22 protein-coding genes are annotated in these 26,302 nt (G+C 70.5%); 17 read left to right on the top strand and 5 right to left on the bottom strand.

Features of this window, described 5'->3' with window-relative positions:
- Positions 1–68 precede the first annotated feature (68 nt).
- From ACFVTX_RS16610 to ACFVTX_RS16600, 3 genes are all read left to right on the top strand, one after another.
- Positions 69–482 carry an FHA domain-containing protein gene (locus ACFVTX_RS16610; RefSeq protein WP_386902167.1) on the top strand — a complete coding sequence of 138 codons (414 nt, stop codon included), beginning with the start codon at positions 69–71 and terminating at the stop codon, positions 480–482.
- Positions 482–1,174, top strand: a complete 693-nt coding sequence (locus ACFVTX_RS16605) for a MerR family transcriptional regulator (RefSeq protein ID WP_386902049.1) — start codon at positions 482–484, stop codon at positions 1,172–1,174. The genes ACFVTX_RS16610 and ACFVTX_RS16605 overlap by 1 nt, the downstream gene beginning before the upstream one ends.
- Before the next feature lie 236 nt (positions 1,175–1,410).
- The gene (locus tag ACFVTX_RS16600; protein ID WP_386902047.1) at positions 1,411–1,956 is read left to right on the top strand and encodes a MerR family transcriptional regulator; all 546 of its coding nucleotides are present in this window, start codon (positions 1,411–1,413) and stop codon (positions 1,954–1,956) included.
- Positions 1,957–2,086: 130 nt separating this feature from the next.
- Here ACFVTX_RS16600 and ACFVTX_RS16595 read toward each other — a convergent pair whose 3' ends face one another.
- Complete coding sequence (locus ACFVTX_RS16595) at positions 2,087–2,920, bottom strand: ParA family protein (protein WP_386902045.1); 834 nt, start codon at positions 2,918–2,920, stop codon at positions 2,087–2,089.
- Positions 2,921–2,995: 75 nt separating this feature from the next.
- Between ACFVTX_RS16595 and ACFVTX_RS16590 the strand changes: the two genes are divergently transcribed.
- Genes ACFVTX_RS16590 through def form a run of 3 tightly spaced genes read left to right on the top strand, consistent with a single transcriptional unit; the run spans position 2,996 to position 8,346 of the window.
- A complete protein-coding gene (locus tag ACFVTX_RS16590) occupies positions 2,996–6,400 on the top strand; it encodes a pyruvate carboxylase (RefSeq protein WP_386902043.1) in 3,405 nt (1,134 codons plus the stop codon).
- Between the two features lie 37 nt (positions 6,401–6,437).
- Positions 6,438–7,844 carry a MinD/ParA family protein gene (locus ACFVTX_RS16585; protein WP_386902041.1) on the top strand — a complete coding sequence of 469 codons (1,407 nt, stop codon included), beginning with the start codon at positions 6,438–6,440 and terminating at the stop codon, positions 7,842–7,844.
- Between the two features lie 10 nt (positions 7,845–7,854).
- Positions 7,855–8,346, top strand: coding sequence for a peptide deformylase (def, locus tag ACFVTX_RS16580; protein WP_386902039.1), 492 nt, complete (start codon positions 7,855–7,857; stop codon positions 8,344–8,346).
- Between the two features lie 58 nt (positions 8,347–8,404).
- Here def and ACFVTX_RS16575 read toward each other — a convergent pair whose 3' ends face one another.
- Complete coding sequence (locus ACFVTX_RS16575) at positions 8,405–10,237, bottom strand: AMP-dependent synthetase/ligase (protein ID WP_386902037.1); 1,833 nt, start codon at positions 10,235–10,237, stop codon at positions 8,405–8,407.
- 154 nt (positions 10,238–10,391) lie between these two features.
- Between ACFVTX_RS16575 and ACFVTX_RS16570 the strand changes: the two genes are divergently transcribed.
- From ACFVTX_RS16570 to ACFVTX_RS16560, 3 genes are all read left to right on the top strand, one after another.
- On the top strand, positions 10,392–11,339 hold the full coding sequence (locus ACFVTX_RS16570; RefSeq protein ID WP_386902035.1) for an ROK family glucokinase: 948 nt from the start codon (positions 10,392–10,394) through the stop codon (positions 11,337–11,339).
- A gap of 48 nt (positions 11,340–11,387) precedes the next feature.
- Positions 11,388–12,077, top strand: a complete 690-nt coding sequence (locus ACFVTX_RS16565; protein WP_386902033.1) for a lysophospholipid acyltransferase family protein — start codon at positions 11,388–11,390, stop codon at positions 12,075–12,077.
- 122 nt (positions 12,078–12,199) lie between these two features.
- Positions 12,200–13,528, top strand: a complete 1,329-nt coding sequence (locus tag ACFVTX_RS16560; protein ID WP_386902165.1) for a class II 3-deoxy-7-phosphoheptulonate synthase — start codon at positions 12,200–12,202, stop codon at positions 13,526–13,528.
- 186 nt (positions 13,529–13,714) lie between these two features.
- On the opposite strand, the gene pknB is transcribed toward ACFVTX_RS16560, so the two are convergent.
- Entirely contained in the window at positions 13,715–15,643 is a 1,929-nt protein-coding gene (gene pknB, locus ACFVTX_RS16555) for a Stk1 family PASTA domain-containing Ser/Thr kinase (RefSeq protein ID WP_386902032.1), read from the bottom strand.
- 82 nt (positions 15,644–15,725) lie between these two features.
- Positions 15,726–16,958, bottom strand: coding sequence for a LysM peptidoglycan-binding domain-containing protein (locus tag ACFVTX_RS16550; RefSeq protein WP_386902030.1), 1,233 nt, complete (start codon positions 16,956–16,958; stop codon positions 15,726–15,728).
- Positions 16,959–17,121: 163 nt separating this feature from the next.
- Here ACFVTX_RS16550 and ACFVTX_RS16545 point away from each other — a divergent pair, with 163 nt between their 5' ends.
- A complete protein-coding gene (locus ACFVTX_RS16545) occupies positions 17,122–17,460 on the top strand; it encodes an Rv2175c family DNA-binding protein (protein ID WP_386902028.1) in 339 nt (112 codons plus the stop codon).
- A gap of 26 nt (positions 17,461–17,486) precedes the next feature.
- Here ACFVTX_RS16545 and ACFVTX_RS16540 read toward each other — a convergent pair whose 3' ends face one another.
- Complete coding sequence (locus ACFVTX_RS16540) at positions 17,487–18,599, bottom strand: polyprenyl synthetase family protein (protein ID WP_386902026.1); 1,113 nt, start codon at positions 18,597–18,599, stop codon at positions 17,487–17,489.
- 74 nt (positions 18,600–18,673) lie between these two features.
- Here ACFVTX_RS16540 and ACFVTX_RS16535 point away from each other — a divergent pair, with 74 nt between their 5' ends.
- The 7 genes from ACFVTX_RS16535 (at position 18,674) to murF (ending at position 26,285) form a co-directional block, all read left to right on the top strand.
- On the top strand, positions 18,674–19,057 hold the full coding sequence (locus ACFVTX_RS16535; protein WP_386902024.1) for a DUF3040 domain-containing protein: 384 nt from the start codon (positions 18,674–18,676) through the stop codon (positions 19,055–19,057).
- 311 nt (positions 19,058–19,368) lie between these two features.
- Positions 19,369–19,800, top strand: coding sequence for a division/cell wall cluster transcriptional repressor MraZ (gene mraZ / locus ACFVTX_RS16530; protein WP_386902022.1), 432 nt, complete (start codon positions 19,369–19,371; stop codon positions 19,798–19,800).
- 105 nt (positions 19,801–19,905) lie between these two features.
- Positions 19,906–20,859 (top strand): 16S rRNA (cytosine(1402)-N(4))-methyltransferase RsmH, encoded by a 954-nt coding sequence (rsmH, locus tag ACFVTX_RS16525; protein ID WP_386902021.1) that lies wholly within the window; start codon positions 19,906–19,908, stop codon positions 20,857–20,859.
- Positions 20,856–21,461 carry a hypothetical protein gene (locus ACFVTX_RS16520; protein ID WP_386902019.1) on the top strand — a complete coding sequence of 202 codons (606 nt, stop codon included), beginning with the start codon at positions 20,856–20,858 and terminating at the stop codon, positions 21,459–21,461. The genes rsmH and ACFVTX_RS16520 overlap by 4 nt, the downstream gene beginning before the upstream one ends.
- A 36-nt stretch (positions 21,462–21,497) precedes the next feature.
- On the top strand, positions 21,498–23,315 hold the full coding sequence (locus tag ACFVTX_RS16515; RefSeq protein ID WP_386902017.1) for a peptidoglycan D,D-transpeptidase FtsI family protein: 1,818 nt from the start codon (positions 21,498–21,500) through the stop codon (positions 23,313–23,315).
- A 13-nt stretch (positions 23,316–23,328) separates the two neighbouring features.
- Positions 23,329–24,876, top strand: coding sequence for a Mur ligase family protein (locus ACFVTX_RS16510; protein ID WP_386902015.1), 1,548 nt, complete (start codon positions 23,329–23,331; stop codon positions 24,874–24,876).
- Positions 24,873–26,285, top strand: coding sequence for a UDP-N-acetylmuramoyl-tripeptide--D-alanyl-D-alanine ligase (gene murF, locus ACFVTX_RS16505; RefSeq protein ID WP_386902013.1), 1,413 nt, complete (start codon positions 24,873–24,875; stop codon positions 26,283–26,285). The genes ACFVTX_RS16510 and murF overlap by 4 nt, the downstream gene beginning before the upstream one ends.
- The last annotated feature ends 17 nt before the right edge of the window (positions 26,286–26,302 follow it).

The following is a 26,302-nucleotide window of genomic DNA, read 5'->3' as shown; positions in this document are numbered from 1 at the left end:
AGGCCGACGGGGTGAACGAGGCTCACACGTCATCGCAACCCGTCGTCGACGGCGTCGGCGACGCGACCATGGGTTTCAGCCGTGAGGCTGCCGCGCAGCTCAGCGCACTCGATGCCGACATCTCGGCCGAGGAGCACGAGGCGATCGCCGCACTCCCGTCGGGCTCCGCGCTCCTCATCGTGCGCCGCGGCCCGAACACCGGTGCCCGGTTCCTCCTCGACAGCGACGTCACCGTCGTCGGCCGTCACCCCGACGCCGACATCTTCCTCGACGACGTCACCGTCTCGCGCAAGCACGCCGAGTTCGTGCGCCACCGCACCGCCTTCGAGGTCAAAGACCTGAGCTCGCTGAACGGCACCTACTTCGACGGCGTCCGCATCGAGACGGCTCTGCTGTCCGACGGCGCCGAGGTGCAGATCGGCAAGTTCCGCCTCACCTTCTACGCTTCCCGCCGCGACCTGGCCTCGGTGGCGAGCGACTAGTGGCGAGCACCGCTGCGTCCTCGCGCGCGAGCGGCCAGGCACCACTGCTCGGCATCGGTCAGGTCCTCGCCAGACTTCAGCCCGAGTTCCCCGAGCTGACGCCGTCGAAGCTGCGGTTCCTCGAAGAGCAGCGGCTCGTCTCGCCCGCGCGAACCGCGGCCGGGTATCGCAAGTTCTCGACCGCCGACGTCGAGCGCATCACCGTGGTGCTCTCGATGCAGCGCGATCACTACCTCCCGCTCAAGGTCATCCGAACCCATCTCGAGTCGATCGACGCGGGCGAGACCCCGGCGCTGCCCGGGGCGACGAGCGCGAGCGCGTTCCTCGGTGCGTCGAAGCGCTATTCGCGCGGCGAACTCGTCGCCGAATCGGGCGCCACCGCTGCGCTCCTCGATGAGGCCGTCTCGGCGTCGCTGCTTCCGGCCGCCGAGCAGTACGGCGACGAGGCGCTCGAGGTGCTGCGATCGCTCGCGGCGCTGCGTGCCGTCGGGATCGAACCCCGGCATCTGCGAGGGCTCCGTGCCGCTGCGGAGCGCGAAGCGGCACTCGTCGAACGGGCGATCGCCCCGTCGCGGCGCGCCGACGCCGCCGACAAGGCCCGTGCGGCCGAGCGCGGGCGGGAACTCGCCGGGCACCTCGCCGCGGTGCACTCCAGCGTCGTCCGTGCGACTCTCGACCGGCTCGCGCGCTGACCCCCGCGTCGACCGCCGCGGCGCTGGCGCGTGGCATCCGACGATCTCAGGAGTTCGCACGCCGTTCACGACGAGGTCGCCCGTTTCATCCTGCACCGCGCACCGTTTCCTGAGAAGGTGCGGCGACCCTGCGCGACACGCCGTGACGATCGGCCCGATATGTTTGGCGGACGCCCCCTCGCTCGGTAGCGTGGGACTCGCGTCGTCGGGGTGACGAGCAGAAGAGGGGCGATTCGATGAGTGAGACCGTGCGCTCGCGTTACGACCTCGGCCTGCTGTTCACCGACGGCATGCCCGAGCACGACGACGGCACGGGGTACCGCGGGGCGATCGCCGCCCGCGCGGCCGGCATCAGCTATCGACAGCTCGACTACTGGGCCCGCACGCAGCTCGTCGAACCCACGGTTCGCGGCGCCGCCGGCTCGGGTTCGCAACGGCTCTACGGCTTCCGGGACATCCTCGTGCTGAAGCTCGTGAAGCGGCTGCTCGACACCGGCATCTCGCTCCAGCAGATCCGCACCGCCGTGACCCAGCTTCGCGAGGCGGGCGTCGAAGACCTCGCCCAGACGACGCTCATGAGCGACGGTGCGAGCGTCTACCTCTGCACCTCCGACGATGAGGTCATCGACCTCGTCAACCGCGGCCAGGGCGTCTTCGGCATCGCCGTGGGAAAGGTCCTCCGCGAGGTCGAATCGACGCTCGTCGAACTCGACACGCAGCCCGCCGACCCGATGGACGAGCTCGCCGCACGCCGCGGCGCGAGGTCGCGCAAGATCTCTTGAGTCGCGTTCGCAGCGGCACTTCCGTCATGCGGCGTCACATTGCGCCGGTGATTTCGGATGCCACGGAGCGCCCGTCACCGGTCGCCGGAAGGCCGGCCACGGGGCATCCGCGCCGGCCGTTCGCGATCGCTCAGATCGCGTGCGACTCGATCTCGGCGGGCAGCCCGGCGTAGTCGCCGATGCGCGCCGTGCGCAGCACCCGGTCGAGCAGCTGGTCGAAGTTCGCCGACATCTCCTCGGCGCTCTCGCCGGGCCACATGTGCAGCGGCTTCGCCGCACCCTGGGCCTGCTGGAGCGAGGTGCGCTCGGGCAGCTGCGGCGAGAGCACGAGCGGGCCGAACATGTCGCGGAGCTCCTTGATGCGGAACTGGTGCTCGAGGGACTGCACGCGCGCGCGGTTCACGATGATGCCGAGCGGCTGGAGGCGGGGGGAGAGACCGCGGCGGATCTCCTCGATGGCGCGCAGCGCGCGGTCGGCAGCGGCGACCGAGAACAGGCCGGGTTCGGTGACGACGGCGACGCGGTCGCTCGCGGCCCACGCGGTGCGGGTGAGCGCGTTGAGCGAGGGGGCGCAGTCGATGAGCACGAGCTCGTAGTCGGCCTCGACGTTGGCGAGGGCCTCTTCGAGCTTCCAGATGTCGCGGATCGAGGGGTGCGGACCGTCGAAGTTGATGGCCGACGGGCTGCCGATCATGACGTCGATGGTCGACTGCGGGTTCTGCCGGGACCACCCGCTCGGGGCGATCGCCGAGCGGACGATCTTCTCCTTCGGCGACGCGAGGACGTCGGCGACGTTGAGGTGGCCGGCGACCTGGATGTCCATGCCGGTGGACACATCGGACTGCGGATCGAGGTCGACCACGAGGGTTCGGACGCCGCGAGCGAAGGCCGCCGACGCCAGTCCGAGCGTGACAGTGGTCTTGCCGACGCCGCCTTTCAGGGAGCTGACGGAGAGAACGTGCACGAACAGATACGTTACCTTTACTACTCGGGCGATACCTAAACGTTCGCTGTGCGGATTCCGTTCGGAAAGGCTTGCATGTTCACGAAGATCCTGGTTGCCAATCGCGGTGAGATCGCCATTCGTGCGTTCCGCGCCGCTGTCGAGCTCGGTGCGAAGACGGTCGCGGTGTACCCGTACGAGGACCGCAACTCGCTGCACCGCCTGAAGGCCGACGAGGCGTACCAGATCGGCGAACCCGGCCACCCGGTGCGCGCCTACCTCGACGTGTCGGAGATCATCCGCGTGGCGAAGGAGTCGGGCGCCGACGCGATCTACCCCGGCTACGGCTTCCTCTCCGAGAACCCCGAGCTGGCGCAGGCCGCGGCCGAGGCGGGCATCGCCTTCATCGGCCCGCCGAAGCACGTGCTCGAGATGGCAGGCAACAAGGTCACCGCGAAGGAGCACGCGATCGCCGCGGGCGTCCCGGTGCTGAAGTCGACGCCGCCGTCGCGCGACATCGAGGCGCTGCTCTCCCAGGCCGACGAGATCGGCTTCCCCATCTTCGCGAAGGCGGTCGCGGGCGGCGGCGGGCGCGGCATGCGCCGTGTCGACGCGAAGCCCGAGCTCCGCGCCGCCCTCGAAGAGGCCATGCGCGAGGCCGACAGCGCCTTCGGCGACCCGACCATGTTCCTCGAGCAGGCGGTGCTGCGCCCCCGCCACATCGAGGTGCAGGTGCTCGCCGACTCGTCCGGTGAGACGGTGCACCTGTTCGAGCGCGACTGCTCGGTGCAGCGGCGCCACCAGAAGGTCATCGAGATCGCCCCGGCACCGAACCTCTCCGACGAGGTCCGCCAGTCGCTCTACCGCGACGCGATCGCCTTCGCCCGGTCGATCGGCTACGTGAACGCGGGCACCGTCGAGTTCCTCCTCGACACCGCGGGCGAGCGTGCCGGCCAGCACGTGTTCATCGAGATGAACCCGCGCATCCAGGTCGAGCACACCGTCACCGAAGAGGTGACCGACGTCGACCTCGTCGTCTCGCAGATGCGCATCGCCGCGGGCGCGACGCTCGCCGAGCTCGGCCTCGAGCAGGGCCAGATCCGTCTCCGCGGCGCGGCGCTGCAGTGCCGCATCACCACCGAGGACCCGACGGCCGGCTTCCGCCCCGACACGGGCAAGATCACGACCTACCGCTCGCCCGGCGGCGCCGGCATCCGTCTCGACGGCGGCACGATCAACCCGGGTGCGCAGATCAGCCCGCACTTCGACTCGATGCTCGCGAAGCTCACCTGCCGCGGCCGTGACCACGTCGCCGCGGTCGCGCGCGCCAAGCGCGCCCTCGCCGAGTTCCGCATCCGCGGCGTCTCGACGAACATCCCCTTCCTGCAGGCCGTGCTGGAGGACCCGGCGTTCGTCGCGGGCGACCTCAGCACCTCGTTCATCGACGAGCGCCCGCAGCTGCTGCGCGGCCGCGTCTCGAAGGACCGCGGCACGAAGATCCTCAACTGGCTCGCCGACGTCACGGTGAACCAGCCGAACGGCCCCGCGCCGATCAGCGTGAGCCCCGCCGAGAAGCTGCCCGAGCTCGACCTGCACGCGCCTGCGCCCGACGGCTCGCGCCAGCGCCTGCTCGAACTCGGCCCGGTCGGCTTCGCGGCCGCGCTGCGCGCGCAGACGCCGCTCGCCGTCACCGAGACGACGTTCCGCGACGCTCACCAGTCGCTCCTCGCGACCCGTGTCCGTACGAAGGACCTCGTGGCCGTCGCGCCGTACGTCTCCCGCCTCACGCCCGAGCTGCTCTCGGTGGAGGCCTGGGGCGGTGCGACGTACGACGTCGCGCTGCGCTTCCTCGGCGAAGACCCGTGGGACCGCCTGGCGTCCCTGCGCGAGGCGCTGCCGAACATCAACATCCAGATGCTGCTGCGCGGGCGCAACACGGTCGGCTACACCCCGTACCCGACCGAGGTGACCGACGCGTTCGTACGCGAGGCCGCGGCGACGGGCGTCGACATCTTCCGCATCTTCGATGCACTCAACGACGTCTCGCAGATGCGGCCGGCGATCGACTCGGTGCTCTCGACGGGTCACAGCATCGCCGAGGTCGCGCTCTGCTACACGGGCGACCTGCTCGACCCCGCCGAGAACCTCTACACGCTCGACTACTACCTGCGCCTCGCCGACGAGATCGTCGGGGCCGGCGCGCACATCCTCGCCATCAAGGACATGGCGGGCCTGCTGCGCCCGGCTGCCGCGGCGAAGCTCGTGAGCGCCCTGCGCGAGCGCTTCGACGTGCCCGTGCACCTGCACACGCACGACACCGCGGGCGGCCAGCTCGCGACGCTCCTCGCCGCGAGCAACGCGGGCGTCGACGCCGTCGACGTCGCAAGCGCTCCGATGGCGGGCACGACGAGCCAGCCCTCGGCATCGTCGCTCGTCGCCGCCCTCGCGCACACCGAGCGCGACACGGGCATCTCGCTCGATGCGGTGAGCGACCTCGAGCCCTACTGGGAGGCGGTGCGCCGCCTGTACAAGCCGTTCGAGTCGGGCCTGCCGGGCCCCACCGGCCGCGTGTACCACCACGAGATCCCGGGCGGCCAGCTGTCGAACCTGCGCCAGCAGGCGATCGCGCTCGGCCTCGCCGACGACTTCGAGCTCATCGAGGACATGTACGCGGCAGCGGACTCGATCCTCGGTCGCGTGCCGAAGGTGACGCCTTCGTCGAAGGTGGTCGGCGACCTCGCGCTGCACCTCGCAGCGGTCAAGGCCGACCCGGCCGACTTCGCGGCGAACCCCGAGAAGTACGACGTGCCCGACTCGGTCATCGGCTTCATGGCGGGCGAGCTCGGCGACCTGCCGGGCGGCTGGCCCGAGCCGTTCCGCTCGAAGGTGCTCGCAGGCAAGGACGTGCGTATCGGCGTGACCGAGCTCACCGCCGACCAGCGCGCCGCCCTCGAGGCCGACAGCGCCACCCGACGCGCAACGCTCAACGCCCTGCTGTTCCCGGCGCCGACGCGCCAGTTCGAGCAGATCCGCGAGCTGTTCGGCGACCTGTCGGTCGTCGACACCGCCGACTACCTGTACGGCCTGCGTCCCGGTGCCGAGCACGTCGTCGAGATCGCGAAGGGCGTCAAGCTCTACGCGGGGCTCGAGGCGATCGGCGAGGCCGACGACAAGGGCATGCGCACGGTCATGACGATCCTGAACGGGCAGCTCCGCCCGGTCTTCGTGCGCGACCGCAGCATCACCGTCGACACGCGCGCTGCAGAGAAGGCGGATGCCTCGCAGCCCGGCCAGATCGCGGCGCCGTTCTCGGGCGTGGTCACCCTGCAGGTCGAGGCGGGCACCGAGATCGCCGCCGGCCAGAGCGTGGCGTCGATCGAGGCCATGAAGATGGAGGCCGCGATCACCTCGCCCGTCGCGGGCGTCGTGGAGCGCGTCGCGATCCCGAAGACCCAGCAGGTGGAGGCGGGTGATCTGCTCGTCGTCGTGCGTCCGCGCTAGGCTTGGCGTGGAACGGCACTGATGAGGAGGGGATTCGGTGGCTGAAGAGACGCACGAAACCGGGCCGGTGACGCGCCGGGGGGTCGGTGTGCGCACGGGTCCGGTCGACCGGGTGAGCCCGTCGACCTCGACCGGCGCGCACGCGGCGGTCCCCGCACCCGACCTCGACCTCCGGGTCGACCTGCCCCCGGCCCCCGTGCGGGAGGTTCCCGAAGACGAGGTCGCCGTGGCGATCGACGACGTCTCGGTGAACCCCGGTGCAGTCGTCGGCGGCGACACGGGCACGCGATCGATCGCGATCCACTCGGCGACGCTCTCGGCCGGTTCTTCACGCAGCGCGGCCCGCCGCGACGCCTCGCCGTACAGCGCACTGCTGGCGGCCGACGCGTCGAAGGCCGCGACTCGCGACCTCGAACGTGCCGACACCCCTGCGCGGGGCACCGCCCAGGTCGTGGCGACCGCCGACGGCGGCCAGGAGGTCGCGCTGCCGGCCGAGGTGCCCGAAGCCCCCGAGTCGCTGACGGCCGACCGCCTGATCGACCTCAACCGCACGACGAGGCCCGCGCCGCAGGGCGGGTTCAACCGGTTCCTGTACGAGGCATCCCTGCATCTCGTGAACCTCGGCGACTCGGCCAAGGCGCGCGCCCACAAGGCGATGAACCAGCGCATCCAGAAGCGTTTCGAGGGCGGTGCGCGTTTCGTGCCGGTGCTCACCCGCAAGGGCGGCGTCGGCAAGACCACGATCACCGCGCTCCTCGGCATGGCCCTCGCCGATGCTCGCGACGACCGCATCATCGCGATCGACGCGAACCCCGACCGCGGCACCCTCGCCGAACGCGTCGACCGGCAGACCCGCGAGACGGTGCGCGACGTCGTCGTCAAGGCCTCGTCGATCGGCGGGTACACCGACTTCTCCCGCTTCGTCTCGCGCGACGAGACGCGGCTCGACATCCTCGCCTCCGACACCGATCCGACGCTCTCCGAGGCGTTCGACGACAACGACTACAACGTCGTCGCGGGGCTCGCGGCGCGGTACTACTCGCTCGTCCTGACCGACTGCGGCACGGGCATCGTGCACTCGGTCATGCGCGCGACGCTGCAGCGGGCCGACTCGATCGTGATCGTCTCGGGCGGCAGCGTCGACGAGGCGCGACTCGCCTCCGAGACGCTCACCTGGCTCGAGGCGAACGGCTACGGTGAACTCGTCCGCAACGCGGTCGTCGCGATCAACCTCGCGACCCAGGGCACCCATCTCGTCAAGGTCGACGAGATCGAGGCGCACTTCCAGTCGCGCGTGCGTGAGATCGTGCGCATCCCGTACGACCCCCAGCTCGCGGCCGGGTCGGTGGTCAACTGGCACGAACTGCGCCCGGTGACCCAGCACGCCGCCCGCGAACTCGCCGCCCTCGTGGTGGAAGGCCTGCCCGCCGAACGCGGGCACTGATCGGAGAACCTTGCCAGAACGTCCCATTCGCCTGTTCGGCGACCCCGTCTTGAAGACCGTCTCTTCCCCCGTCGAACAGGTCGATGATCGTGTGCGCTCGCTCGTCGCCGATCTCGTCGACAGTGTGCGCATCCCCGGCCGCGCCGGTGTCGCCGCCTCCCAGATCGGGGTGAACCTCCGCGTGTTCAGCTACAACATCGACGGCGAGGTCGGGTACGTCATCAACCCCGAGATCGTCGAGGTCTCGGGCGAGAAGGAGGCCATCGACGAGGGATGCCTGTCCGTTCCCGGTCTGTGGAAGAAGACGCCGCGCTACCCCTTCGCACGGGTGCGGGGCATCGACCTCGACGGCAACGAGATCGAGGTGTCGGGATCGGGGCTCATGGCGCAGGCGCTGCAGCACGAGACCGACCATCTCGACGGCCTGCTCTACCTCGACCGCCTCGAGAAGGACGAGCGGCGGTCGGCGATGAAGGAGATCCGCGAGTCGGACTGGTTCTGATCCGACGGGAAACGCCCCACGGGAATCCCGTGGGGCGTTTCGTCGTCGCGGGGGAGCGTCAGCTCACGATCGAGTGACCCTCGGTCGCGGGCGCACCCGAGTACATGCTCTCGATGAGCGGAGCGAAGTCCTCGAGGATGACGTTGCGCTTGATGCTGAGCTTCGGCGTGAGGTGGCCGCTCGCCTCGGTGAGCTCGCTCGGCAGGATGGTGAACTTGCGGATCGACTCTGCGCGCGAGACGTTCTCGTTCGCCGCGTCGATGGCGCGCTGCACCTCGGCGAGCACCGCGGCGTTCGTCGCGGCCTCCTCCAGGGTCATGCCGGCGTCCTCGCCGTTGTTGTTGAGCCAGACCGGCAGCATCTCGGGGTCGAGCGTGACGAGCGCCGAGATGAACGGCTTCTGGTCGCCGACGACGACGACCTGGCCGACGAGCGGGTTCGCGCGGATCGGGTCCTCGAGCGCGGCCGGGGCGACGTTCTTGCCGCCGGCGGTGACGATGATCTCCTTCTTGCGGCCGGTGATCGTGAGGAACCCGTCGGCGTCGAACGAGCCGATGTCACCGGTCTTGAACCATTCGCCGTCGAACGCCTCGGCGGTCGCCTCGGGGTTCTTCCAGTACTCCTTGAAGACCGAGATGCCCTTCGCCTGGATCTCGCCGTCGGCGGCGAGGCGGATCGAGTTGCCCGGCAGCGCGGGCCCGACGGTGCCGATCTTCGACTTCGAGGGCAGGTTGACGCTCACGGGCGCCGTCGTCTCGGTGAGGCCGTAGCCCTCGAGGATGGTGATGCCGAGCGCGTGGTAGAAGTGGCCGAGGCGCGGGCCGAGCGGGGCCGAGCCCGACACGGCGTAGCGCACCTTGCCGCCCATCGCCGCGCGGAGCTTCGAGAAGACCAGCGCGTCGAAGACCTTGAACTTGACCTTGAGGCCGAGCGGCACCTTGCCCTGCTCGAGCGCGATCGAGTACGTGACGGCGGTGTCGGCTGCGGCGCGGAAGATCTTGCCCTTGCCGCCGGCCTCGGCCTTCTGCTCGGAGACGTTGTAGACCTTCTCGAACACGCGCGGCACGGCGAGGAGGAAGGTCGGCTGGAAGCTGCCGAGCGAGGGGAGGAGCTGCTTCGTGTCGGGCTGGTGGCCGACGCGCACACCCGCGTGCACGCAGAGCACCGCGATGAAGCGGGCGAAGACGTGCGCGAGCGTGATGAAGAGGAGCGTCGAGGCGCCGTTCGGGTCGCGGAGGACCTCGTCGAGGCCGACGGCGGCGTTGCGCGAGAGCTCGACGAAGTTCGCGTGGGTGAGCACGCAGCCCTTCGGCTTGCCGGTGGAGCCCGAGGTGTAGATGAGGGTGGCGATGTCGTCGCCGTTCGCGAGCTTGCGGCGACGCTCGATCTCGTCGTCGGCGATCTCGGTGCCGCTCGCGGCGAGCTTTTCGAGGTCGCCGAGGTCGATCTGCCAGGTGTTGCGGATCGCGGGGAGATCGGGGTGCACTTCGTCGAAACGCGCGAAGTGGTCGGGGGTCTCGACGATGACCGCGATGGCGCCCGAGTCGCTGAGGTTCCAGCGGACCTGCGACGGCGAGCTCGTCTCGTAGACGGGCACGAGCACGGCGCCGGCGAACCAGGCGGCGAAGTCGATCAGCGTCCACTCGTAGCGCGTCTTGCACATCAGGCCGATCTTGTCGCCGGGCTGGATGCCCGCGGCGACGAAGCCCTTGGCGAGGGCGATCACCTGGTCGTAGAACTCGCGCGTCGTCACCGGCGACCAGCCGCCGTCGGCGGTGGGCAGCGAGAAGAGGACCGAATCGGGCGTCGCGGCGAGCCGGTCGACGAGCAGATCGGTGGTGTTCGCGGACGGGTCTGGTGCGACCACGGCAGGCGTGGAGAATTCGGTCACGGTAGCTCCTTCGGCACCGGGAGGATCGCGCCCGGCTCGGGTACCTGCGCGACCTCGGCATTGGGGTCGATTACACTCTAGTCGTTGCTCGCGTGGCCACGGTCCCGGCACGTTTTTGCCTCGTTCCTCTTGACCCCAGAAAGGCGGCGTCCGCGTGCACGCGATCGGAATCGACATCGGCGGAACGAAGATCGCCGGAGCCGTCATCGACGAGCTCGGCACCATCATCCGCAGCGACCGGGTGCCCACGCCGGCCGACCCCCGATCCCTCGAGGACGCGGTCGTCGCGATGATCGAGGGGCTGCGGGGCGGCGACGAGATCGCCGCCGTCGGCGTCGCGGCGGCGGGATTCGTCGACGCCGCCCAGTCGACGCTCTACTACGCGCCGAACATCGACTGGCGCAACGAGCCGCTGCGCGCGAAGCTCGAGGCTCGCGTGGGCGGCACGGTCGTCGTCGACAACGACGCGAACGCCGCCGGCTGGGCCGAGTTCCGCTTCGGCGCCGGTCGCCTCGTCAGCGACATGGTGATGCTCACGATCGGCACCGGCGTCGGCGGCGCCATCGTCGCGGGCGACCGCCTGTTCCGCGGCGGCTTCGGGGCCGGCGCCGAGCTCGGCCACCTGCGCGTCGTGCCCGACGGCCTCGCATGCGGTTGCGGCCAGCGCGGCTGCATCGAGCAGTACGGCTCCGGGCGGGCGCTGCTGCGCATGGCGGGCGAGATCGCCGACGCCGGCGGCATCGGGCAGGCGCTCGCGCGCGCCCGGGCCGAGCGCGGCGAGCTCGACGGCGCGATCGTCGGCGGGCTGATCGAGGCCGGCGACCCCGGCGCGGTCGCGGCCCTCCGCCAGCTCGGGCACTGGCTCGGTGCCGCCTCCGCGAGCCTCTCCGCCGTGCTCGACCCGCAGCGATTCGTGTTCGGCGGGGGAGTGGCGATCGCCGGCGAGCTCCTGCTCGACCCGATCCGGGAGGCCTATCTCGAGCACCTGCCTGCGCGCGGCTATCACCCCGAGCCCGACTTCGTCGTGGCCGAGATGCAGAACGACGCCGGTGTCGTCGGCGCGGCCGATCTCGCCCGCGTCTGGGTCGCCGAGCACGCCTGAGCGGCCGACGGTAGGCTGATCGATGCGCCACGAGAAGGGAGCCGTGCGGTGTTCTACTGGGTCATGAAGAACCTCGTGATCGGGCCGATCCTCCTCTCGATCTTCCGTCCATGGGTCGTCGGGCTCGAGAACGTGCCGAAGCAGGGCGCCGTCGTGCTCGCCTCGAACCACCTCTCGTTCATCGACTCGATCTTCCTGCCGCTCGTCGTCGACCGGCCGGTCGTGTTCCTCGCGAAGAGCGAGTACTTCACCGGCAAGGGCCTCAAGGGCTGGGCGACGCGCAAGTTCTTCCAGGCCGCCGGTCAACTGCCGATCGACCGCTCCGGCGGCAAGGCGTCCGAGGCATCCCTGAACACCGGCCTTCGCGTGCTCGGCGAGGGCAGCATCCTCGGCATCTATCCCGAGGGCACCCGCAGCCCCGACGGCAAGCTCTACCGCGGCCGCACGGGCGTCGCCCGCATGGTGCTCGAGTCGGGTGTCCCCGTCATCCCGGTGGCGATGATCGGCACCGAGCACGTCATGCCGATCGGCAAGCGACTGCCGAAGGTGCGCCGCATCGGCATCATCGTCGGCGAGCCGATCGACTTCTCGCGATTCGACGGACTCGAGGGCGACCGCTTCGTGTTGCGTTCTGTGACGGACGAACTGGTCTACCGTCTCCGCAGCCTGAGCGGCCAGGAATACGTCGACGTCTACGCGAGTTCCGTGAAGGAGCAGCGGGCCTCGCAATCGCGGTAGGCTCGATGCACGGCGGCGCGATCTGCGTCGCCGTTCCGCATCACGGCGCACCGTCGCCCTTCACCCCTCAGGACACACTCGTGGTACAGCTCGTCGAGCCCTTCGTGAACGCAGATCCCTCCGTGATCGCGGGCCTCGACTATTGGCGCGACCTGCCGATCAAGCAGCAGCCCACCTGGCCGTCGGCCGAGGCGGCCGCCGCGGCGTCGGCCGAGCTCGCGACGCTCCCGCCGCTCGTGTTCGCGGGCGAGGTCGACACGATGCGCGAGCGCCTCGCGGCCGCGTCGCGCGGTGAGGCGTTCCTCCTGCAGGGCGGCGACTGCGCCGAGACCTTCGCGGGTGCGACCGCCGACCAGATCCGCAACCGGGTCAAGACGGTGCTGCAGATGGCCGTGGTGCTCACGTACGGCGCCTCGATGCCGGTCGTGAAGATGGGCCGCATGGCGGGCCAGTTCGCGAAGCCCCGCTCGAGCGACCACGAGACCCGCGGCGACGTGACGCTGCCGGCCTACCGCGGCGACATCGTCAACGGCTACGACTTCACCCCCGAGTCGCGTGCGGCCGACCCCGGTCGCCTCATCCGCGGCTACCACACCGCCGCGTCGACCCTCAACCTCATCCGCGCGTTCACGCAGGGCGGTTTCGCCGACCTGCGTCAGGTGCACTCGTGGAACCAGGGCTTCGCGCAGAACCCGGCGAACTCGCGCTACGAGTCGATGGCTCGCGAGATCGACCGCGCCGTGAAGTTCATGGACGCCTGCGGTGCCGACTTCGAGGCGCTGAAGCACACCGAGTTCTACACGGGCCACGAGGGTCTGCTGATGGACTACGAGCGGCCGATGACGCGCATCGATTCGCGCACGGGCACCCCGTACGTCACGAGCGGTCACTTCATCTGGATCGGCGAGCGCACCCGTGAGCTCGACGGCGCGCACGTCGACTTCCTGTCGCGGGTGCGCAACCCGATCGGCGTGAAGCTCGGCCCGACGACGACGCCCGAGACGATGCTCGAGCTCATCGAGAAGCTCGACCCGAACCGCGAGCCGGGTCGTCTCACGTTCATCACGCGCATGGGCGCAGGCAAGATCCGCGAGGCGTTGCCGCCGCTGCTCGAGGCGATCAAGCAGAGCGATGCGAACCCGCTGTGGGTGACCGACCCCATGCACGGCAACGGCATCACGACGCCCAACGGCTACAAGACCCGTCGTTTCGACGACGTCGTCGACGAGGTCAAGGGCTTCTTCGAGGCGCACCGCGCTGCGGGCACGCACCCCGGCGGCATCCACGTCGAGCTCACGGGCGACGACGTGACCGAGTGCCTCGGCGGCTCCGAGCACATCGACGAGGCGACCCTCGCGACCCGCTACGAGTCGCTGTGCGACCCGCGCCTCAACCACATGCAGTCGCTCGAGCTCGCGTTCCTCGTCGCCGAGGAGCTCGCAGCCCGCTGAGCGCACCGCGCACGCAGCTTCGGCGCGTGGCATCCGTGATCGTCATGGTTCGGATGCCACGCGCCGAACTCGTTCGTGGCGCAGGTGGGCCGGCGCGGACGAGGAGGACCCGCAGGGCGCCGCATCAGGCGCCGCCGCGTGCCCCTGCTCGTGCGCCGACAGGGGCGCGGTACGGGGGAGGAGGGGTCAGACGGTCAGCGTCGCCACGAGGGTGATGGTGCTGCCGCGCACGGCCTGCGTGTCGGCGGCCGGATTCTGCTGGCTCACCGTCGCGAACGCGATGAAGGCCCCCGGAAAGCTGTGGGTGACCGTGAACCCGGCCGCCTCGAGCTGCTCGATCGCGTCTTCGAGCTTCACGCCGACGACGTTCGGCACCGTGACGAGGTCCTGGCCCTTCGACGCGGTGAGCTCGACGGTCGAGGTCCCCGGGCGCATGGGGTCGTTCATCCAGTCGGCCTTCAGGACGTTGTCCTTCGGCACGTCGTTGGAGAACTCGGGGTCCTTGACGACGACCTTGAGCCCGGCGTCCTTCAGCTTCTGCTCGGCCTCGGCGAGGGGGAGGCCCTCGACGGGCGGCACAGGGCCGACCGAGACGATGAGGGTGATCTCGCCGCGCTCGGGGTAGCTCGCGGGCACCGCCGCACCGTCGGCGCCGATCGCGCCGATGACGGAGCCGTCGGGAACGTCGCCGGAGAACTGCTCGATCGGGTCGAGCAGCGTGAACTCGGCGAGGGCCTTTGTGGCTTCGTCGACCGGCTCGCCCTCGACATCGGGCACCTCGAGGATGCGCGGACCCTCGGAGACGAGCAGGGTGACCGTCGAGCCGTTGCCGGCGGACTTCCCGCCGGCGGGGTCGGTGTCGATGACCGTTCCGGCGGGGATCTCGGGATCGGTGCGCGTCTCCTGCACGACCTCGAAGCCGGCGTCGGCGAGCAGCGCGAGGGCCTCGTCGGGCGTCTTCAGGCTGGTGTGCGGGATCGTCGTCGACGCACCGGGCCCGGCGCCGAAGTACCAGCCCGTGCCGGCCGCGAGGCCGGTGAGGAGGACGACGAGCGCGAGGATCCAGTAGCCGCGGCGTTTGCGTCGCGCGGTGGTCGCGGTGAGTTCGTCGACGTCGTGGTCGCCGTCGGAGGACTCCGCGGTGGCCACCGCGGCGCCCGGCACGAGCGCGGCTTCGCCGAGCACGCGCGTCTCGGCGGTCGCGGTGCCGAGCAGATCGGCGGCGACGGGGAGCACCATGGTCGACTGCGTCGTGAGCGGTACGTGCGAGGAGCGCAGCACCGGCTCGGCCTCGCGGAGCTTGTCGAGCAGTTCGCGGGCGTCGCGGGGGCGCTCGTCGGGGTCGCGACGGGTGGCCCACAGCACGAGCTCGTCGAGCTCGTGCGGCACGGCCGGGTTCTTCGAGCTGGGTGCGGGCACCTCGTCGTTCGCGTGCTGGTACGCGATCGTCATCGGCGCTTCGCCGACGTAGGGCTGCTCGCCCGTGAGCATCTCGAACATCATGATGCCGACCGCGTAGATGTCGCTGCGCGCGTCGGCGACCCCGCGGGTCACGAGTTCGGGGGAGAGGTAGGCGATCGTCCCGAGCAGTGCCTGCCCGGTCGCCGTGTTCGCGCTGGCCGCGCGGGCGAGGCCGAAGTCGCCGAGCTTGATGCGGCCGTCGTCGGCGAGCAGCACGTTCTCGGGCTTGAGGTCGCGGTGCACGATGCCGGCCTTGTGCGCGGCGGCGAGGCCCGACAGCACCGCGTCCATGATGTCGACGGTCTGCTCGGGGGTGAGCTTCTTGTAGTCCTTCAGCAGCTCGCGCAGCGTGATGCCGGGCAGGTACTCCATGACGAGGTACGCCATGTCGGCGTCCTGGCCCTGGTCGAAGACGTTGACGACGTTCGGGTGCGCGAGTCGGGCGGCCGAGCGGGCCTCCTGCACGAAGCGCGTCTTGAAGGTGTTGTCGTCGGCGAGGTGGCCGTGCATGATCTTGATCGCGACGCGCCGCTCGAGGCGGAGGTCGGTCGCGAGGTACACGGTGGCCATGCCGCCGCGGGCGATCCGCGAGCGCACCTGATAGCGGCCGTCGATGAGACGGCCGATCATCGGGTCTGCAGGTGCGTTGGTCACTGTGAGAGTCTACGAAACGGCATATGCCTCGATCTGAACAAACGCCGTAGACGCGCCGATCGAAACCCCATCGTGATGCGCTTCAGCCGAGTTCGTCGAGCCAGGCTCGCGCCTGGACCTCCCACTTGGCGTAGTGGTCGGGGTGGGCGCTCTGCTGGACGGCCTGGGCGGCGTCGGTGAGCGACATCGATTCCCAGCCGGGAATGTCGAGGAGCCCGGCGGTGACGCCCGGGTTCGGGTTGCTCGGGCCGCCGTAGAAGGCGGTCGTCGCTCGCACCGGGTCGAGCACCTGGTCGACCGTGCCCCAGCCCTGGCTGGGGCGCTGCTGGAAGAGTCCCAGCGAGTCGAGGTCGCCGTGCCGCACGTTCCTCATGCCGGATTCCTGGGCGGCGGCGGCGAGGGCGATGACGATGCCCCGGTCGGGGACGCCGAGTGCGCGGCCGATGTCGACGATGAGCCGTCCGTTCGCCCGCATCTCCTCGGTGAGCACGGCGCTCACGGATGCCACCTGGACGACGGCGACCGGTCGGGGGATCGCGAGCTGCTGGCCCGGGCGGATCGTCGCGCTCTGGTCGAGCCCGTTCGCGGCGATGAGTGCCGCGACCTCCACCTCGTTGCGTGCGGCGATGTCCCAGACGGTGTCGCCGTCCACGACGAGGTGGGTGTCGGGCGGACGTGCCGTGACCGGGGCGGGCGCCGACGTGGGCGGTGCCGGCGCCTCGGAAGGCGCGGCCGTGCCCGCCGCAGGCGGCAGCACGATCGATTCGCCCGGGAAGATGAGCGACTGCCGGCCGAGCCCGTTCACCTGCAGGAGCTCGTCGAGGGCGACCCCGTAGCGCGCGGCGATGCCGCTCATCGTGTCGCCCTCGGCGACCTGGTGCTTCGCGATCGCGTCGGGTGCGGGGGCGACGGGCGTCGCGCGACCGCCGGGGAGGGCGAGCCGCTGCCCGGGGAAGATCATGCTCGACCACCCGAGGCCGTTGTGCGCCAGCACCTCGGCGGTCGAGAGGCCGAATCGTTCGGCGATTCCGCTGACCGTGTCGCCCTCGGCGACGACGATCTCGGCCGGCACGGACTCGGCGGTCGCCGCGGCGGCGACGGGCACGATCGTCCCGAGCGGTGCGGCCTTGGGCTTCGGCTGCCGCTTCACCGGCTGGGGTGCGGCTTCGGCCGGCTGCGCGATGCCGAGGGTCACGGCCAGGGCGCTCACGATCGCGAACGGCACCGCGAGCACTCCGCGGATGCCACGGGGGCGTCCCGGCTTCGCCGTGCCCCGCTCACCGCGTCCGCCGGCGTCATCGACGTCGTACGCCATGCTGTTCCCCCTTCGCCGGCCTGGTGCTCCGACTTCCGCCACCGTCGCACAGGCGGTGGAGCGAGTCAAACACCGCGTCGCGAGTCCGCCGACTCGGGCTCATGAGGGGCAGCCGGGATCGAGCCGCTTTCCCCGACGGGTCGTGACGTGGCAGTCTTGATGCGTGACCGATGCTGCCGAGACCGCCTGGCTGACCGTTCCCGACCTCGTCGAACTCCTGGGTGAGAGCCCGAGTCGCATCCGTCGCATGATCGACGACCGGCACCTGCTGGCCGCTCGGGTCGACGGCGTGCTGCGGGTGCCGTCAGTCTTCCTGAAGGACGATGCGCCGATGCCCGAGATCCACGGCACCGCGATGGTGCTCGCCGACGCGGGATTCAGCGACGCCGAGGCGCTCGAGTGGTTCCTCGCCGTCGAAGACAGCCTCGGTGCGGCGCCGATCGACGCGCTGCGCGCCGGTCGCAAGGCCGAGGTCCGGCGGATCGCGCAAGCCCTCGCCTGAGCCCGCCCGGCCGGCGGCGCCCTCCGTCAGCTCGTGCGGCGGGTGACCGTCTTCGCGAGGGTGGCGAGTTCGGTGCGCGCTTCATGGCCGAGGGGAGCCTCGTCGAGCGCGGCGATCGCGCGAGCGGCGTTCTTCGCGATGAGGGCTTCGACCTCGTCGACGGCGCCGCACTCGGTGATGGTGCGCTGCAGCATCCCGACCTGCTCGGCGCTCAGCGACGGGTCGCCGAGCAGTTCGTCGAGCAGTCGCCGCTGACCGGGGGCGAGCCGATCGCGCGCGATCGCGATGAGCACGGTGCGCTTGCCTTCGCGGAGGTCGTCGCCGCTCGGCTTGCCGGTGACCTCGGGGTCGCCGAAGACGCCGAGCAGGTCGTCGCGGAGCTGGTAGGCGATGCCGAGCGGGAGCCCGAAGTCGCGGAGCGAGGTGACCTGGGCCTCGCTCGCGCCCGCGAGGGAGGCGCCGATCACGAGGGGCGCCTCGATGCTGTACTTCGCCGACTTGTAGACGATGACCCGCTCGGCGCGGAGTCGTTGCTCGGCGTCGGGCTGCACGACCCAGGCGCGCTCCTCGAGGATGTCGAGGTACTGGCCGGCGGTGACCTCGGTGCGCATGCGCATGAACTCGCGGCGTGCGGCGCGTGCGGCTGCGCGGTCGGCGAGGGCGTCGAGCCCTTCGTCGAAGATCTCATCGCTCCAGCCGAGCAGGAGATCGCCGAGGAGGATCGCGGCGTCGCCGCCGAAGTCGGCGGCGTCGCCGGCCCAGCCCGATTCGGCGTGCAGGCCCTCGAAGAGGCGGTGCGCCGCGGGCTGGCCCCTGCGAGTGTCGGAGCGGTCGATCAGGTCGTCGTGCACGAGGGCCGCGGCATGGAAGAGTTCGAGCGCCGAGGCGGCCGAGACCACCGGGAAGCGATCGGGGCCCTCGGCGGAGGCGTAGGGATCGAAGTCGCGCGTGCGCACCGCCTCCCAGCCCCAGTAGCAGAAGAGTGCGCGGAATCGCTTGCCGCCGCTGAGAAAGCGCCGAGAGAAGCCGTCGAGCGGGTCGAGGTCGGCGCTGATCTTGCGGAGAATGGAGGTGCGTTCGGCGAGGAAGTCCTCGATGCGTTCGTGCACCATATCGACCAGTCGGGAGCTGTGAGCCACCCGCCTAGCCTACCGACGCGACGCAGGGCTAGAATGGACTCGGATGCGTCGATCCCGAGCCTGAGGGGAAAGAGATGCCGCTTTCAGAGCAGGAGCAACGTCTTCTCGAGGAGATGGAGCGGAACCTCTATCGCAATGATGCCGATTTCGTGCAAGCCGTCGGAGGCGTGCGCGGTCGGCGACCGAATTACCGTGCCATCGTGCTCGGGGTGCTGCTCGCCGTCGCCGGCGTGGGCGCTCTGATCGTCGGGGTCGCGACCCAGCTGCTGATCATCGGCATCGTCGGCTTCGTGCTGATGTTCGCCGGCGTGCTCGTCGCCATCACGCCCTCCAAGCGCGGCGCAGCGACGCCCGCGCCGAGCGAGTCGTCGTCGAGCACGGGCAAGCCGCGCTCGGGCACCTCGTTCATGGATCGCATGAACGACCGCTGGGACCGCCGCCAGGACGGCAGCGAGTAGCCGCTCCACTTCCCACCACCTGAACGGGTCGATCTTCGGATCGGCCCGTTTTTTTGCGCACTTTCATGCCCGCGATCGGCTCGCACCGTCGTGAACGGGGCGGCGCGTGGCATCCGGGCGCTTCATCGAGCCCTCGTTCCTCCACGGCGTGTCGAAAACCCTCCACTCCACTCCACCCCTGATATTCCGCGGAATCTCAGGGGTTCTCGGGTCGCGAATCGCCGGAAGCGAGCGAATGTCGTTGATCGGTGGATGAGGGTGGAGTAAAGTGGGGGCACCTGGATTCTGGCCGGAGGAAAGGGGGTGGTGTGGTGTTCCTCGGGAGTTACGAACCAAAGCTCGATGAGAAAGGCCGCGTCATTCTTCCGGCGAAATTCCGGGAGGAGCTGTCGAACGGGCTCGTGCTCACGCGCGGGCAGGAGCGCTGCATCTACGTGTTCAGCGCTCGCGAGTTCGAAAGCATGAGCGAGAAGATCCGCCAAGCCCCGGTCACGAGCAAGCAAGCACGCGATTACATGCGCGTGTTCCTCTCGGGGGCATCCGCGGAGACCCCCGACAAGCAGAACCGGGTCACCATCCCCGCCACGCTCCGCAGCTATGCGGGGCTCGACCGAGACCTCACGGTCATCGGCGCCGGCAGCCGGGTTGAGATCTGGGACCAGGCGGCGTGGCAGAGCTACCTCGCCGAGCAGGAGGCGGCCTTCGCGGAGACGGCGGAGGAGGTGATCCCCGGACTCTTCTGATCCTCGGGTCCCGACTCCCAGCCGGCCGGCCCTGGTGCACTTCCCCGCATCAGGACGAACGGATGGGGATCAGGACTCGAAGGCCCGGAAGGCAAAGGCGGAATCATGGACATCGAACGCATTCACACCCCGGTCATGCTCGAGCGCACGCTCGAACTGCTCGCACCCGCCCTCGAGCGCGAGGGCGCCGTGATGGTCGACGCGACCCTCGGCATGGGCGGCCACACCGCCGCCTTCCTCGAGCGGTTCCCGAACCTCACCGTCATCGGCCTCGACCGCGACACCGACGCCCTCGGCATCGCCCGCGAACGCCTCGCCAAGTACGGCGACCGCGCACGGTTCGTGCACACCGTCTACGACGGCATCGCGCGGGCGGTGCGCTCGGAGGGATTCACCGAGGTGCAGGGCGTGCTCTTCGACCTCGGCGTCTCCTCGCTGCAGCTCGACCGCGCCGAGCGCGGCTTCGCCTACTCGAAGGACGCCCCGCTCGACATGCGGATGGACTTCACGAAGGGGCGCACCGCCGCGGACGTCATCGCCGAGTCGAGCGAGGACGAGCTCAAGCGCATCTTCCTCGACTACGGCGAGGAGAAGCTGGCGGCCCGCTACGCGCGCGCCATCGTCAGGGCCAGAGAGGATGCCCCGATCACGCGTTCGGCCGAACTCGTCGCCGTGATCCAGGCCGCGACCCCGGTGGCGGTGCAGCGGCAGGGGCACCCGGCGAAGCGGGTGTTCCAGGCGCTGCGCATCGAGGTGAACGAAGAGCTCTCGGTGCTCGAACGGGCGATGCCCGCCGCACTCGACTCGATCGCCGTCGGCGGCCGCATCGTCGTGCTCGCCTACCAGTCGCTCGAAGACCGCATCGTCAAGCGCGTGCTGCAGACGGCCTCGAGCTCGTCGGCGCCCGCGGGGCTCCCGATGGAGCTGCCCGAGCACCGCCCGCAGTGGAAGCTCCTCGTACGGGGGGCCGAACTCGCGAGCGAAGCCGAGCAGGCGGAGAACCCGCGTGCCAAGCCGGTGCGCCTGCGCGCCGCAGAACGAGTGAGGAGGCCGTCATGAGCGCTGTGCCGGCCACACCGCTGCGGGCGCCCCAGCAGGCGCCGCGCCGCGCACCTGAACGGCCCCGCTGGCTGCGGCCCGCACCCGACGCCGCAGGCGGCCGGGCCAAGCCCCGCCTCGCCTACGCCGTCATCGCCGTCGCGGGCGTCGCCGTCATCGTCGTCGCACAGCTCCTGCTGTCGATCGCGATCACGCAGGGCGCCTACGACATCGACGCGGCCACGATGCAGCAGACGAAGCTCGACCGCCAGGAGCAGCAGCTCCGCGAGGACCTCGACCGGGTGGAGTCGCCGCAGTACCTGGCCGCGAACGCGGAGGCGCTCGGAATGGTGCCGAACTCGGCCCCGGTGTTCCTCCGGCTCTCCGACGGCAGCGTGAGCGGCGACCCGGCAGCGGCCGCCGGGGGAGCGGTGGCGTCAGCGCCGCTCGTCCCGAATGCGCTGATCGACGGCGTGCCGCTCGTGACCGAGCAGCCCGCGGGGGAGACTCCGAAGAGCGACACCACCGCGGGGGCGGTGGGCGAGACGGGGGCGGAGGCACCCGTCGAGGCTCCGGCCCCGCCACCGGCGGGCAGCGGACTTCCGACGCCCGCCACCCACTAGCACCAGCACGACGAGCACGATCGAGGACCGCAGCGGATGAACCGGACCAGTCGCCACCCGATGCGCAGGATCCTCGCCTCAGCGGTGATCCTCGTCGTGCTCGTCGGGGTGTTCGTCGTGAAGCTCGTCGACATCCAGGTCGTGCGCGCCTCGGCGCTCAATGCGCAGTCGCAGGATGCGCGGTCGCAGCCCGTGAAGGTGTGGGGCGCCCGCGGTGACATCGTCGACGCGAACGGCACGGTGCTCGCCGACAGTGTGATGCGCTACGACATCGTGATCTCGCCGAAGCAGGCGCAGCTCGCGGTGCTCGAGCGCAAGCAGAAGGAGAACCCGAAGCAGAAGGTCGAGGTGACGAACGAGGAGCTCGTCGCCGCGCTCACCCCGACCGCGGCCGAGCTCGGCCCGGTGCTCGGGCTCACGGGCGATCAGGTCATCGGCGTGATCACGTCGAAGCTCGCCGAAGACCCCGACTCGGACTACGCGTTCCTCGCGAAGCAGGTCGACACCGGGACGTACGAGGCCGTGAACGGGCTCGACATCCCGTGGGTGTACGCCGAGAAGCACCCGAGCCGCACGTACCCGAACGGCGCCGTCGCCGGCAACCTCCTCGGCTTCGTGCAGGAGGACGACGGCGCGCCGCTCGCCGGCCTCGAGCTCGCGGAGGACCAGTGCCTCGCCGGCACCGACGGCGAGGTGAGCTACCTGCACAGCGCGGCCGACTGGGTGCCCATTCCCGGCAGCGAGGTCGTGCACAAGCAGGCGGAGGACGGCGGCACGCTCGAACTCACGATCGACGCCGACCTCCAGTACTACGTGCAGCGCGTCGCGGAGGAGCAGCGCCGCGCGGTCGGCGCCGACTGGGCGACGGTGACGGTCATGGAGGTGAAGACGGGCCGACTGCTCGCCGTCGCGGATGTGCCCACCGTCGATCCGAACGACCCCGGGGCGACGGACGCCGACGACAGCGGTTCGCGCGCCTTCGCCGCGCCGTTCGAGCCGGGGTCCACGTTCAAGGCGCTCACCGCGGCGTCGGTGCTCGACGCGGGGGCGGCGACGCCCGTCGACCAGATCGTCGCGCCGTATCGGTACGAACCGCCGAACGGCGCGAACATCAACGACAGCTCGCGTCACGATGACCTGCCGTTGACGCTCACCGGGGTGATGATCGAGTCGTCGAACACCGGCATGTCGATGTTCGGCGAACGGATCAGCGACGAGCAGCGATACCAGGACATGCTCGACTTCGGGCTCGGGACGGAGACCGAGGTCGGGTTCCCGGCCGAGGCGGCCGGCGACCTGCACGGCGGCCCCGACGAGTGGGACAACCAGACGAAGTACGCGACCATGTTCGGCCAGGGACTCACGACGACCGCGGTGCAGATCGCGAGCGTCTACCAGACCATCGCGAACGGCGGCGTGCGCATGCCCGTCTCCCTCGTCGACGGCTGCACGACCGCCGACGGCGAGACGACCGCTCCGCCCGCGCAGGGCACGCGAGTCATCTCGGAGCAGGCCGCTGACGAGACGAGCCAGATGCTCGAACGCGTTTACGCCGACGGTTGGCTCGCCGACAAGTGGGAGATCCCCGGCTACCGGGTCGCCGCGAAGACCGGTACCGCGCAGGTCGCGGGCCCTGACGGGAAGTACCTCACGGGCTATCTCGTCTCCGTCGCGGGCTTCGCTCCGGCCGACGATCCCGAGTTCGTCGTTTCGGTGAGCTTCCAGAATGCCGTTAAGATGAACTCGTCCGCCGCATCCGCTCCCGTCTTCCAAGACGTGATGAGCTACGTGCTGAAGAAGTATCGGACCGTTCCATCCGGCGCCCCGGCGCCCGATCTGCCAGCTACCTGGTGAGAAAGTTGGGTTCGTGACCGGATCGCCTCCCACGGCCCTCCGGCCGCAGCACCCGAGCCCCCGATCGCTCCGCAGCCTCGCCGAGGAGTTCGGGTTCGACGTGCGCGGCGAGCTCGGCGACCTCGAGGTCACCGGCGCGGGCCTCGCCTCGGGCGCCGTGCGCCCCGGTGACCTCTACGTCGGCGTGCCGGGGCGGAACGCCCACGGTGCCCAGTACGCGGCCGCCGCACGTGATGCGGGTGCCGTCGCCGTGCTGACCGACGAGGCCGGTGCCGGCCTCGCCGCCGAGTCGGGCCTCCCCATCCTCGTCACCCCCGACGCGCGCGCCGCGCTCGGTGCGGTCGCCGCGTGGATCCACCGCACCGCCGAGAACCCGGCGACCACCTTCGCGGTGACCGGCACGAACGGCAAGACGAGCGTCGTCTACCTGCTCTACGGGATTCTCCGGCAGCTCGGCGTCACCGCCGGGCTCACGTCGACCGCCGAGCGCCGCATCGGCGACGAGGCCGTCACGAGTTCGCTCACGACCCCCGAGGCGAGCGAACTGCACGCACTGCTCGCACGCATGCGCGAGGTCGAGGTGCGCGCCGTCGGCATCGAGGTCTCCGCGCAGGCGCTCTCGCGCCACCGCGTCGACGGCCTCGTGTTCGACATCGCGGGGTTCACGAACCTCACGCACGATCACCTCGACGACTACACGGACATGGCCGAGTACTTCGAGGCGAAGCGCGAGCTCTTCCAGCCCGAGCGCGCGCGTCGCGGCGTCGTCACCGTCGACTCCGAGTGGGGTCGTCGCCTCGTCGCCGAGTCGCGCATCCCGGTCACGACCCTCACGAGCGATCCCGAGGTCGCCGCCGACTGGCGACTCACCGTCCTCGACGAGACCGCCGCATCGACCGGCTTCGCGCTCGAAGGCCCCGACGGGCGCCGTATCGAGACCCGCGTGCCGCTGCTCGGTTGGTACATGGCCGCGAACGCCGCGCTCGCGATCGTCATGCTCACCGAGGCCGGCTACGACCTCGACCGCATCGCCTCGGCGCTCGAGCGCGACGGCGGCATCGACGCGTACATCCCGGGTCGCGCAGAGCGCATCTCGGGCGACCGCGGCCCGACCGTCTACATCGACTACGGGCACAGCCCCGACGCGTTCCTCCAGACGCTCGGCGCGATCCGTCGCGCGACGACGGGCCGCGTGATCATGGTGTTCGGCGCCGACGGCGACCGCGACACGACGAAGCGGGCCGAGATGGGCGCCATCGCCGCCCGCGGCGCGGACGTCGTGGTCATCACCGACTTCCACCCCCGTTTCGAAGACCCCGCGGCGATCCGCGCCGCGCTCATCGCCGGGGCGCTCGACGCCGTCCCCGAACGGGAGATCCACGAGATCGCCGACCCGAAGGCCGCGTTCCGCGCGGCGCTCGCCCTCGCGGGCGAGGGCGATGCCATCCTCTACGCCGGCCCCGGCCACGAGGACTACCACGAGGTGAAAGGCGTGAAGATCCCCTACTCAGCACGCGAAGACTCCAAGCAGGCGCTGCGCGAAGCGGGGTGGCTCGCATGATCGCGATGACCCTCGCCGAGATCGCGGCGGCTGCAGGCGGCACCCTCGACCTCGAGCGCACCGACGCGTCGGCTGAGACCGTCGTCACCGGCGCCGTCACCACCGACTCCCGCGAGATCGGTTCCGGCGGCGTCTTCGTCGCCAAGCGCGGCGAGTTCGACGACGGCCACCGCTTCGCTCCGTCGGCCGTCGAGCGGGGCGCAGCCGTCCTCATCGTCGAGCACGCGCTCGAACTGCCCGTGGCGCAGATCGTCGTGCCCGATTCGGTCGATGCGCTCGGCGCTCTCGCGACCGAGGCCGTGCGCCGCGTGCGCGAGCACGGCAAGTTGCGCATCGTCGGCGTCACGGGGTCGAACGGCAAGACCACCACGAAGAACCTGCTCCGCGCCGTGCTCGAGAAGGTCGGCCCGACGGTCGCCGCCCGCGCCTCGTACAACAACGAGGTCGGCGCCCCCGTCACGATGCTCGAGCTCGCGGAGGACACCGAGTTCCTCGTCGCCGAGATGGGTGCGTCGGGTGTCGGCGAGATCGCGCGTCTCGTGCGCATGGCCCGCCCCGACGTCGGCATCGTGCTCAAGGTCGGGCTCGCCCACGCGGGCGAGTTCGGCGGCATCGAGAAGACCGTGCAGGCGAAGTCCGAGATGGTCACCGACCTCCTCGAGGGCGATGTCGCGGTGCTCAACGCCGACGACCCCCGCGTCGTGCCGATGGCGGGCCTCACGAACGCCCGCGTCGTCTGGTTCGGCCTCGGCGACACCGCCGAGGTTCGCGCGACCGAGCTCCGCGCCCACCCGCGCGGCACCGACTTCACGGTGACGATCCCGGGCGGCGAGCAGGCGCGCGTCCGCTTCGGGGTGCTCGGCGAGCATCACGTCATGAACGCCCTCGCGGCGGTCGCGGCATCCGTCGAACTCGGCGTGCCGCTGTCCGACGTCGTCGCCGCGCTCGAGCAGGTGACCCTCGCCGAGCGCTGGCGCATGCAGCTCATGGGCGGCCGCGACGGCATCACGATCATCAACGACGCGTACAACGCGAGCCCCGACTCGATGTCGGCCGCGCTCAAGACCCTCGCGCAGGTGAAGGAGCCGGGCACGCGCACCATCGCCGTGCTCGGCGAGATGAGCGAACTCGGCGAGTTCTCCGGGGAGGAGCACGACCGGATCGGGCTGCTCGCGGTGCGACTCGGCATCTCGCAGCTCGTCGTCGTCGGCCAGGCCGCGCGGCGGCTGCACATCTCCGCGATCAACGAAGGATCGTGGGACGGCGAGTCCGCATTCGTCGAGACGGCCGACGAGGCCTTCGAGCTCGTCACCGCGGGCGCCCGCCCCGGTGACACGATATTGGTGAAATCGTCCAATTCGGCGGGTCTCCGCCTCCTTGGCGATCGACTGGGAGAATGGTTCGCGTGAGCGCAGTGCATCATCAC

The sequence above is a fragment of the Agromyces sp. NPDC058136 genome, from assembly GCF_042884375.1.
GTDB lineage: Bacteria > Actinomycetota > Actinomycetes > Actinomycetales > Microbacteriaceae > Agromyces.
The sequence above is the reverse complement of the archived record's forward strand: the minus strand, read 5'-3'. Positions and strand labels throughout refer to the sequence as shown.

Coding starts and splice junctions, on each gene's coding strand:
- ACFVTX_RS16515 (WP_386902017.1), top strand. CDS start 21,498: ATGAACCGGACCAGTCGCCACCCGATGCGCAGGATCCTCGCCTCAGCG.
- ACFVTX_RS16590 (WP_386902043.1), top strand. CDS start 2,996: ATGTTCACGAAGATCCTGGTTGCCAATCGCGGTGAGATCGCCATTCGT.
- ACFVTX_RS16600 (WP_386902047.1), top strand. CDS start 1,411: ATGAGTGAGACCGTGCGCTCGCGTTACGACCTCGGCCTGCTGTTCACC.
- ACFVTX_RS16535 (WP_386902024.1), top strand. CDS start 18,674: ATGCCGCTTTCAGAGCAGGAGCAACGTCTTCTCGAGGAGATGGAGCGG.
- murF (WP_386902013.1), top strand. CDS start 24,873: ATGATCGCGATGACCCTCGCCGAGATCGCGGCGGCTGCAGGCGGCACC.
- rsmH (WP_386902021.1), top strand. CDS start 19,906: ATGGACATCGAACGCATTCACACCCCGGTCATGCTCGAGCGCACGCTC.
- ACFVTX_RS16610 (WP_386902167.1), top strand. CDS start 69: ATGGGTTTCAGCCGTGAGGCTGCCGCGCAGCTCAGCGCACTCGATGCC.
- ACFVTX_RS16550 (WP_386902030.1), bottom strand. CDS start 16,958: ATGGCGTACGACGTCGATGACGCCGGCGGACGCGGTGAGCGGGGCACG.
- ACFVTX_RS16520 (WP_386902019.1), top strand. CDS start 20,856: ATGAGCGCTGTGCCGGCCACACCGCTGCGGGCGCCCCAGCAGGCGCCG.